The organism is Opitutales bacterium (genome assembly GCA_013215165.1).
GTDB lineage: Bacteria > Verrucomicrobiota > Verrucomicrobiia > Opitutales > JABSRG01 > JABSRG01.
The window spans coordinates 18478-27416 of record JABSRG010000024.1; the positions used below are offsets into that span (position 1 = coordinate 18478).

Genomic DNA, 8939 nt, shown 5'->3' on the forward strand with positions numbered 1-8939 from the left:
GCGCTACGCTCGCCATGTGTTGGGCAAATCCTAATCCCGAATTTAGCCCGATATTATGGACTACAGTATGGCTGTTTCGAAACAAGAGCTGTCCTATATATTCAAATGCTTGCAGTTAAGGCATATCCCGTAATTTCGTTACCCGGAATGAATGATTATCCTAAATCGCTTATCTAAACCCTGAGAACGGAATGATAATTCCATGCAATCTCGGCATATTTCACTTAACAAATCCAATATGCCTATCTATCGGGTAGCTTCGGATTTTATCAGCCGAATGTTCAAAAGCTTTTTCTTCACGCTCACACCACACACCTGATCAACCTATGGCTCCGAAAAAAACTGCATCAAAGAAAGCGGCTTTAAAAAAAGCGGCTCCCAAGAAAAGCGCTGCTCCCAAAAAGACAGCTTCAACATCGGCAGCATCTAAAGCGGCCAGCCGTTCGAAAGTCCCATCCAAAAAGGCACCTGCTTCAGTCACTAAATCACTAGCGGCTAAGAAGAGCCCAGCCCCGAAGAAGGCGGCTCCAAAGAAAAAGGTGGCTCCCAAAAAAGCAGCCCCGAAAAAGAAAGCCGCTCCGAAGAAAAAGACCGTGCCATCGAAGCGTTCATCTGGCGCCCTGACCACTGTCATTGCTCGGGTGGATGTCGGATTCGGCAACCATCTGTCTATCCGTGGCGAGGGTGGCGAACTCTCGTGGGATAAAGGTATCAAAATGACATGTATCAACGACGACACCTGGACATGGACCACTGACAAAGTGAAGGGATCAGCCGAAGTAAAAGTCTTGATCAACGACACACACTGGGCCGCGGGCGAGAACGCCAAGGTGAAGGCGGGCAAAGACATTTCACTGTCTCCCTCATTCTAAGAGAACTCGGCTAAAGTATTTAACCTATCTTCAAAAAAGCGCGTCTGATCTTCAGTGGTCGGATGCGCTTTTTTTATCTCTGCATAATTAAAATACTCGCAACGAAGATATACTGAGGAAAAGGGCATCGGGATATAAAAGCGATCCCAGGAGGAGAGGCGGCGATACCTCGAAAAGCGACACGAAACAATGATCACAGTCCCAGCCAGCCGCGCAGGCAACAGAGCACCGGGTTTCATCTCATAAATCGGCCCACGGGATCCATCCGGCGTGATCGCTATGTCGCCTCCTCGCTTCACGTGGGCAGCAAGTTCACGCAATGCTTGAGTTCCACGATAGTTCCTTGAACCCCGTACCGTGCCTATGCCCATGAGTGAAAAAAAAGCACTCAACCATGCACCATCTTTGGATGCACTGATTAGGCCACTGACTTGATAACCCCTACGCAACCTCCGATATACCTCAGCAGCAACAAAAAGCCGGTTATGCCAAAGTAAAAAGACGACCGGACCGGGAGTATTCAACATCGTATCGCGGTCTCGTTCGGAGAGATGGAATCGAAGCGTCAGACACCAAAGCCTGAGCAGACCAGCGAGAGGGAACAGTAACAATCCCCGCCACCACTCGATGTGATGCACGTCGCGGCGACCCCGTTCATCCGCTTTTGATGCAGGTCTAGGCATTCACTTTAGTCCAAGCTGCATTCTTCTTGCTGGACTCCACTGCCGCCTCGATGAAGGCCATACCGGCAACGGCTTCATCCACTCCTGGGTAGTCCAGCACAGCATTACGCTCATAGTCTGAATCCAAGATCGAACGTAAGTGGTCAGTGAAGCCGACATAAATATTGGCAAAGGCCTCAATATATCCCTCGGGGTGCCCAGCTGGAACGCGGGTGGCTGCGACCGCTTCGGGTGACAGTTCGCCAACGCCGGTGCGGTAGCGCTGAACCGGGGCTCCATCAGGTTTGAAAAGAAGGGTGTTTGATTCAAACTGACGCCACTCCAAGCCCCCCGTTTCTCCATACACAAAGATTCGAATATCATTTTCCTCGCCCACCGCTATCTGCGAACTCTGGAGAATGCCTTTTGCCCCGCCTTTGTATCGCAGCAGGACGTTCACATCGTCATCCAAGCGACGGCCCTCAACAAAGGCCGTGAGATCCGCTGCGATTTCGTCCAAATCTAAACCCGTGATGTAAGCCGCCAAATTCTCGGCATGTGAGCCTATGTCTCCTAAACAACCCCCAGCACCGGCAATCGCGGGATCTGTGCGCCAGACTCCACCATCATCTTGGCTAAGCCAGCCTTGAGGATACTCGACAACCACTTTGCGAATTTTGCCTAACATACCGTCGCGCACCATCACACGAGCCTGCCGCACCATGGGGTAGCCCGTGTAGTTATGCGTGAGCGCGTAGAGAAGCCCCGTCTTTTTCGAGAGCGAGCGCAGGGTGCGAGCTTCGTCAGCAGTGAGAGTCGCAGGTTTGTCTGAAACCACATGAAAGCCGTTTTCCATTGCAGACTTGGCTGCTGGAAAGTGGAGATGGTTTGGCGTCACTATCACCACGAAATCCATACGGACATCTGAAGGCAGTGCAGCTTCAGATAACATCATCTCCTCAAATGTCCCATAACAACGTTCCTCTGGCAGGAAGAGATCTGCACCGGAGGCTTTGCTCTTCTCGGGTTTTGAGCTAAAAGCTCCGCAGACTAGCTCAAGCTGCCCATCTAGATTTGCTGCCATACGGTGCACGGCTCCGATAAACGCGCCGTGACCACCGCCGACCATTCCATATTTCAATTTACGTTTATTCATATTTAGTAAATTCACTTTTCCAAAGATAACTCACTGGTGGGTTATGCCCCGACTTGGCAGGCCTCAAGATAACAACGCTTCACGTGTTGCACGACTTCCCATGTCGCTCGATGATCCGTCATGATCTGCAGGCGAACCTGCGCATAGATCGGGGCACGCTCACTCATGAGCGCTTCAATTCGTTCACGTTGAGCATCCCCCTCTAACAAGGGGCGATTCGCATTCCCGGAGACGCGCTGCAAGATGGTCTCAACGTCGGCGATCAGACAGATCACAATACCCTTTTTCTGTAACGACTGAAGCATGCCTCCCTGCACAGCTAATCCTCCACCGCAGGATACTACCACGCCAGAACTGTGATGTCCGCCTTCAATGAATTGACGTTCCATTTCTCGGAAGGCTGCTTCACCATCCGCCTCGAAAATCTCAGGGATGCTACGCTGCTCGAGCCGCTCGATCGTATGATCCGAATCGACGAACTGCATGCCCAACTCGTCAGCGACACGTCGTCCGATGGTCGATTTTCCGGTGCCCATAAATCCCACCAGATACAGGTTGGGCTTGTTGTGCGCTTTTACTGACACGGCGCTGAGACTGGATCTGAGCGCATCCATATCAACAAAAATTGCTGTTTTCCATTTCGTGGTTTGCAGTCGCAGCTATACATTAGATGCTGCTTCAAAATGCAGAGCCATCCCCAGACAGCCTTTGCCCCGTGCACGTCAGAAGAGAAAGAACGTCTGGAGTCTGCACTGGCGCGCCAGGCGAACCAACTCTCAGAAAAACTCTCGATCACGCCGATCCTACAGCCGCTTTTTGAGTCGCTGCATAAGGCCATCTTAAGCCCGGGTAAACGCATTCGCCCAGCCCTCTTGATGGCCACATTCAAAGCATTTCAAGAAAACTCGAACGAGACCATTATTCCGGACTACGTTTATGAAATCGCAGGTGCTATCGAACTCTTCCATGCCTTTTTGCTCATTCACGATGATGTCATCGACAACAGTATGTCTCGGCGAGGCGAACCCACACTTCACAAGCGCATCGAGACCATTCACCAAGCCCGTCCGAGGAATGCGGAACATATAGCTGTTGTTTTCGGAGACATTGTCCACGGCTACGTGTTCGAGTTGATCACCAATTCGAGCATTCCGGATGAACGGCTCAGGCCCGTCATTCAAAAAGTGGCACGCATGGCTCAATGGACAGGAACCGGCGAGATACTTGAGCTCGCACTCTGGGATCGATACCTCAATGACATCCCTGAGGACTGGATACACAGCGTATACCATCTAAAAACCGGAGTGTATACCATCGAGTCGCCGATTCAGGTCGGCGCCATACTCGCCGGCCAAAGTAAATCCTCTTTATCAGATATTTCCCGCCTGATTCAGCCCATTGGCGTTGCATTTCAAATCGAGAACGATCTCCACGAAGTTTCGCTGGATCTCGAACGTTTCCAGGACCTTGTCTATGACCTGAAATGTGGGGTGAAAACCTTGTTCGTGAAGCGGCTTCATGCCCTCCTCAAACCTACAGACCGCGTTTTTTTGGATGAGATCTTGTCTGGCCAGCGTTGTCCATTCGAACATACCGCGCGACTTCATGAATTGTTTCAGTGCTCGGCCACACGCGTCCACCTCGCTGAATATGCTAACTGCTTGTTTCAAGAAGGGCGCTTGGGTATCGAAAAGTCTGAGCTGAATCAGCACTTAGACGGACGTCTGGTTTCGATCATTGATTACGTCTTATTGAACCGGAAACACTCAGAGCACCTGATCCGCCAAAGCAATAGCCTGACTTCCAAACCCTAGCAAAGCACCTTGCTTCGCTGACAATGCGCTTGATACTGTTGATTATTTAGAAAGCATTCCTCCATGTCTGACCATGCTGAAGAAGTCGAAGTGAAGGGGGTCATGCCCACTTCAAATGGGTGTGCAATCTTTCTAGGGAACACAAAAAAAACCTTCGTCATCTACGTGGATCAGGCCATTGGCAGCGCCATTTCAATGACATTGAATGGCATTAAGAAGGAACGCCCCCTCACGCATGATCTGATATCTCACATCTTTGATGGATTCGACATCGATATACAGAGTGTGCTCATCAATGATTTTGACGAAGGCACGTTTTTCGCCCGATTAACGATCAAAATGGAAAACGAGCTAGGCACCAAAATCGTCGAAATAGATGCCCGACCGAGCGATTGTATTGTCATGGCCCTGCATCGACAAAGACCCATCCGGGTCGCCGCGCAGGTGATGGATCACGTAGACGATATGACCGAGATTCTTGAGAAAATTCAGAATCAATCTGAATCGGATCAATGACGCGGGCACTGCCACCCCGAGCTGAGGCCGCTGGTCCTATCACGGCTCTGGCCCCCATGCAGGATGTCACGACGCTGCCCTTTATGCGGCTCATGGGAATTACTGGTGCCCCTGACTGGTTCTTTACCGAGTATTTTCGCGTCCATGATCACTCGAATCTAGAGGAACACATTGTTGATTCGATTCTTCACCATAATACCGGCAGGCCCATTTTCGCGCAGATGATTGGTGAAGCTAATGAACCCCTAAAACGCACCGCAAAAGCGCTCAAAGATCTCCCCATCGCCGGGATAGACCTCAACATGGGATGCCCTGCACCCAAAGTATACAAAAAGAATGTCGGGGGCGGGCTCCTGCGCTCGATTGACGATGTAAATCGCGTACTAGGGAACCTAAGATCCAGCACCGACGGCATCTTTAGTGTGAAGATGCGGATCGGATTTGCAGACTGGGATCTATTCGAAGCGTTGCTCGATTGCATCAACCAACACGAGGTCGATCTGCTGAGCCTACACGGAAGAACTGTTCACGAGGGCTATCGTGCACCGGTTCACTATGATCTCATCAAGCAAGCAGTCAACGCAGCGGTGTGTCCAGTGATCGCGAATGGTGAGATCTCATCGGTCGATAAAGCGATCGCAGTCCAGGAATACACGGGAGCATTCGGCTTAATGATCGGCCGCTCGGCCATCCGCAACCCATGGATTTTTCGCCAGATTCATGAGCACTACAACAGCAGGGCAGTTTTCCGCCCTCGATTAAGTGATGTGCGCCTCTACGTGGATCAACTCCGCGCAGCAACGGACCACCCTGACGTTCCCGAACGTCTCCTTACGGGTAGAATGAAGAAGTTTCTCAACTTCGTGGGTACGAGTATTGATGGAGAGGGGCATTTCCTTCACACCATGCGACGGACCAAAACACGCGACGATCTCTTACGAGTCTGTGACTCGTTTATGATTGAAGGAGAAAACGCAGATCGTCTGTTTCGCGATGAACCCTTCGACGGTGTCATTGCCAGACCTAACTGCGAGAGCCGCGAAGCCGCGAATCATGCTACTTTGGAACGCAAGTTAGCTTAAAGGCGAGACGCCTTATTCCCACATTTTTCTTAACCACCATCCAAGATTTGCGATATCCATAGGATACCCCAATGGATCTCAAAAATTTCTGCTTCATCTTGCTGTGCCTCGTAAGCGCATGGACCCATTGCGCCTTTGCCGAAGATGAAATCCTCATCTCGGATGAACAAGTCCTCGCACACCTAAATTCCTTTCAGGAACTGCGATGGTATGAGGCCATTGACCTGAAGCAGCAGGGAGAGTCTGACATCAAATCGGGTAACTGGTATTTGAATCGCAAGGCTTCCATCCTCAATCCCGACACCAATTTAGAAGAGTCTCATGCGGTGGGCCGACGCCTCGTTAAGCAAGGAAAAGGTAAAATAGAGGCCGCCGAGTTAGCCATCGAACAATTGCGGGCACTCGCCAGGCAACGCATAGCGGAAAATGAGGCTGCAACTCAAACGGTGGAGTATTCGCTGACCATTGAACCCATTGAACAATCTAAGGCCATCAGTGACCACAGCCGATTTGGCTTAGAGTCAGCATGGGTACAGGGCTACTCTCATGTTTATTTTGCTGGCCATTTCATTCGCGAGAACGGCAGGACTACGAAATCGGATGAGCTGTCCCAGAAATTTGGAGAAAATATCAAACAGCTCGATGGGACTCGCTTCACTGTGCAAAATGCGGATTCCTTAGGGTTTCGGGAAAATCAGTTCTCAACGACCGGAGACGCTCTAGATAAGAAGGCGGCTGTCATCGTCTCTGTTGCCTATCCTCAGCAACAAATCGGCTACGCTCTTTGGACAACCCATATCATCGATTCGCAGACCACAATTGTGACCGATAGCGTGATCCATACAGTCTTTGAGACTCCAGTCCTTTCGAGCGATGCACTCGCCCTGGAGGTAAAGCTCATCGACACAAATGGTTTCCTAGACCGCGTCGCTCAATTTTCGGATCAATATACCTACCGAATGGACTATGCAGCTTGGTCAGCAGACTCTACTATCGCCGGTATTTGGATTCCCGAACTCATTCGAGCCTTGGTCAAACAAGAGGTCCAAGCTCGAACAAATGCACAGACCCTATTGTTAGAAATTTTCCATGAAGAATCTTGGGCGCCATCAAATGAGTTAGCACCTTTAGGAGACGCACGTTGGATTATAGACTATAGTGGCTCAACGCACGAAACTCCCAAAATATTTTTGAAGGCTGGTGCCGACTCGCAACCGAATCCAGTGGATGTGGGAGTCGTTTCTTTAAAATTCCCGGAATATGAAGCGCCCACTGCTTCTCCGGCCGCATCGAATGGTGCCACAAAACAGGGAAAAGAATCGGGCGTCTAATTCGAGTCGACGCTTGCGGCTAGGCTTCAGACTATTAAGTAGGATGAGTATAACAGTCTGAACTGTTTTACCTCCCGTAAATACAAATGTCTCACCCCCACTCAAAAGACACAATAAGCCCCTTTGACGAGGGCTCTCTTAGTGCAACTGAAGAGCCGATCCGCACTTATAATCGCACTTTAATCACTCCTGGCATAGCTGTATTGTTTGTCCTTACAGCGCTCTCCATACTTGGGACCTCCACTGCACCCATTTGGGCATCTACATCTTGGATTATCGCCGCCTTTGCCATCGCGACAACACTGTCCCTTTGGTTGACTACCAAATCACTCGCTACGGCGATCCTCAGATTCGAAATCTACAAAGGTTGCTTTCGAGTAGTCTATATCGGCAGAAAGACAGATTTCAAATTTGAGCGCATCCATTACCACCGGAATCGTTCCGTGGTAAAAATCGAGATGAAGAGCGGCCACTCGATACACTTAGACTCTCTTCAAACGAACCCAGCTCGACTGATTGCAAGACTTGAAGAGCGGGTCTACGGCCGAGCTGTTTAGGGTTATTTAGCTCAAGATTGGCAGGTCCGAATCGACTTTCTTCAAAGATGAAGAAGGTAATAATAGTCGAGGATCAAACGATCCTCAGAGAGTTGATCGAGGGAGTGATCGATACCATGGCGATGGTAGAAGTCATCGGATCCACCGGCGATGGAGCTCAAGGAGTCGACCTTTGCCTCGATAGTAACCCAGACCTCGTCATCCTCGACATCATGCTGCCTGAGCTAAATGGGGTTGAAGTGATCAAGCGCCTCAAACGCGATAATCCAAAGCTCAACATTCTCGTTTTCTCAGGCCTGACCGACCGCAGTGTCGTCAACCGCATTTTAAAGGCTGGAGTATCTGGATACATCGAAAAGAACACCGGCTTGGAAGAACTCAGAAAGGCGATAGAAAATGTTGCCAATGGCCAATCATTCTTCGGCTCCAAAATCATGGCTGCGATGCAAGACATCATGATGAATGGAGGAATCGACGACTCAGTCGAATGCCTCACAACCCGCGAACGCGAAATCGTCCAGCTAATCGCCGAAAGCTACTCCAATAAAGAAATTGCCGACAAACTGTGCATCAGCATAAGGACGGCAGACACACATCGCACAAACATCATGCGCAAATTAAAAATCCATGATGTAGCAGGCCTCACTCGCTATGCGATCAAGCATAACTTAGTATCGTCCACTGAGACCGTATGACACTGGAAATATGCAGGGTCCGATAGACAGGTTCTGACTTCGATCAACGAGACCATCAAGTATTGAGAACTGTTTGGTACCCCAGCAAAGGACGCTGTGGCAAAGTGTGTTTACCTTCTGAAACCCTGGAGACAGAGGCCTTTCAACTCTCAGCGGAAAAATCCGCTAATACACGCAAATGAACGCGAATCTTTTGGCGGACGCTCCGGCCAATGCGCTCCTGATTGGATCGATCGAGAACCTTCCGAAAAATA

General features: G+C 50.1%; 10 protein-coding genes. 7 read left to right on the top strand and 3 right to left on the bottom strand.

The window, feature by feature from the left end; genetic code table 11:
• Positions 1 to 326 precede the first annotated feature (326 nt).
• Entirely contained in the window at positions 327 to 872 is a 546-nt protein-coding gene (locus tag HRU10_06880; GenBank protein NRA26956.1) for a hypothetical protein, read from the top strand.
• Here HRU10_06880 and HRU10_06885 read toward each other — a convergent pair.
• From HRU10_06885 to HRU10_06895, 3 genes are all read right to left on the bottom strand, one after another.
• Positions 869 to 1555: a lysophospholipid acyltransferase family protein gene (locus HRU10_06885; GenBank protein NRA26957.1), complete on the bottom strand. Its 687-nt coding sequence runs from the start codon at positions 1553 to 1555 to the stop codon at positions 869 to 871. The genes HRU10_06880 and HRU10_06885 overlap by 4 nt on opposite strands.
• The gene (locus HRU10_06890; GenBank protein ID NRA26958.1) at positions 1548 to 2663 is read right to left on the bottom strand and encodes a Gfo/Idh/MocA family oxidoreductase; all 1116 of its coding nucleotides are present in this window, start codon (positions 2661 to 2663) and stop codon (positions 1548 to 1550) included. Before HRU10_06890 ends, HRU10_06885 begins: the two co-directional genes overlap by 8 nt.
• A 68-nt stretch (positions 2664 to 2731) precedes the next feature.
• Positions 2732 to 3304, bottom strand: a complete 573-nt coding sequence (locus HRU10_06895) for a shikimate kinase (protein NRA26959.1) — start codon at positions 3302 to 3304, stop codon at positions 2732 to 2734.
• A 69-nt stretch (positions 3305 to 3373) separates the two neighbouring features.
• Between HRU10_06895 and HRU10_06900 the strand changes: the two genes are divergently transcribed.
• The 6 genes from HRU10_06900 (at position 3374) to HRU10_06925 (ending at position 8685) form a co-directional block, all read left to right on the top strand.
• Positions 3374 to 4504 carry a polyprenyl synthetase family protein gene (locus tag HRU10_06900; protein NRA26960.1) on the top strand — a complete coding sequence of 377 codons (1131 nt, stop codon included), beginning with the start codon at positions 3374 to 3376 and terminating at the stop codon, positions 4502 to 4504.
• 63 nt (positions 4505 to 4567) lie between these two features.
• Entirely contained in the window at positions 4568 to 5020 is a 453-nt protein-coding gene (locus HRU10_06905; protein NRA26961.1) for a bifunctional nuclease family protein, read from the top strand.
• Positions 5021 to 5076: 56 nt separating this feature from the next.
• On the top strand, positions 5077 to 6102 hold the full coding sequence (locus HRU10_06910) for a tRNA-dihydrouridine synthase family protein (GenBank protein NRA26962.1): 1026 nt from the start codon (positions 5077 to 5079) through the stop codon (positions 6100 to 6102).
• 71 nt (positions 6103 to 6173) lie between these two features.
• Entirely contained in the window at positions 6174 to 7433 is a 1260-nt protein-coding gene (locus HRU10_06915) for a hypothetical protein (GenBank protein NRA26963.1), read from the top strand.
• Between the two features lie 86 nt (positions 7434 to 7519).
• Entirely contained in the window at positions 7520 to 7990 is a 471-nt protein-coding gene (locus HRU10_06920; protein NRA26964.1) for a hypothetical protein, read from the top strand.
• A 47-nt stretch (positions 7991 to 8037) separates the two neighbouring features.
• On the top strand, positions 8038 to 8685 hold the full coding sequence (locus tag HRU10_06925) for a response regulator transcription factor (protein ID NRA26965.1): 648 nt from the start codon (positions 8038 to 8040) through the stop codon (positions 8683 to 8685).
• The last annotated feature ends 254 nt before the right edge of the window (positions 8686 to 8939 follow it).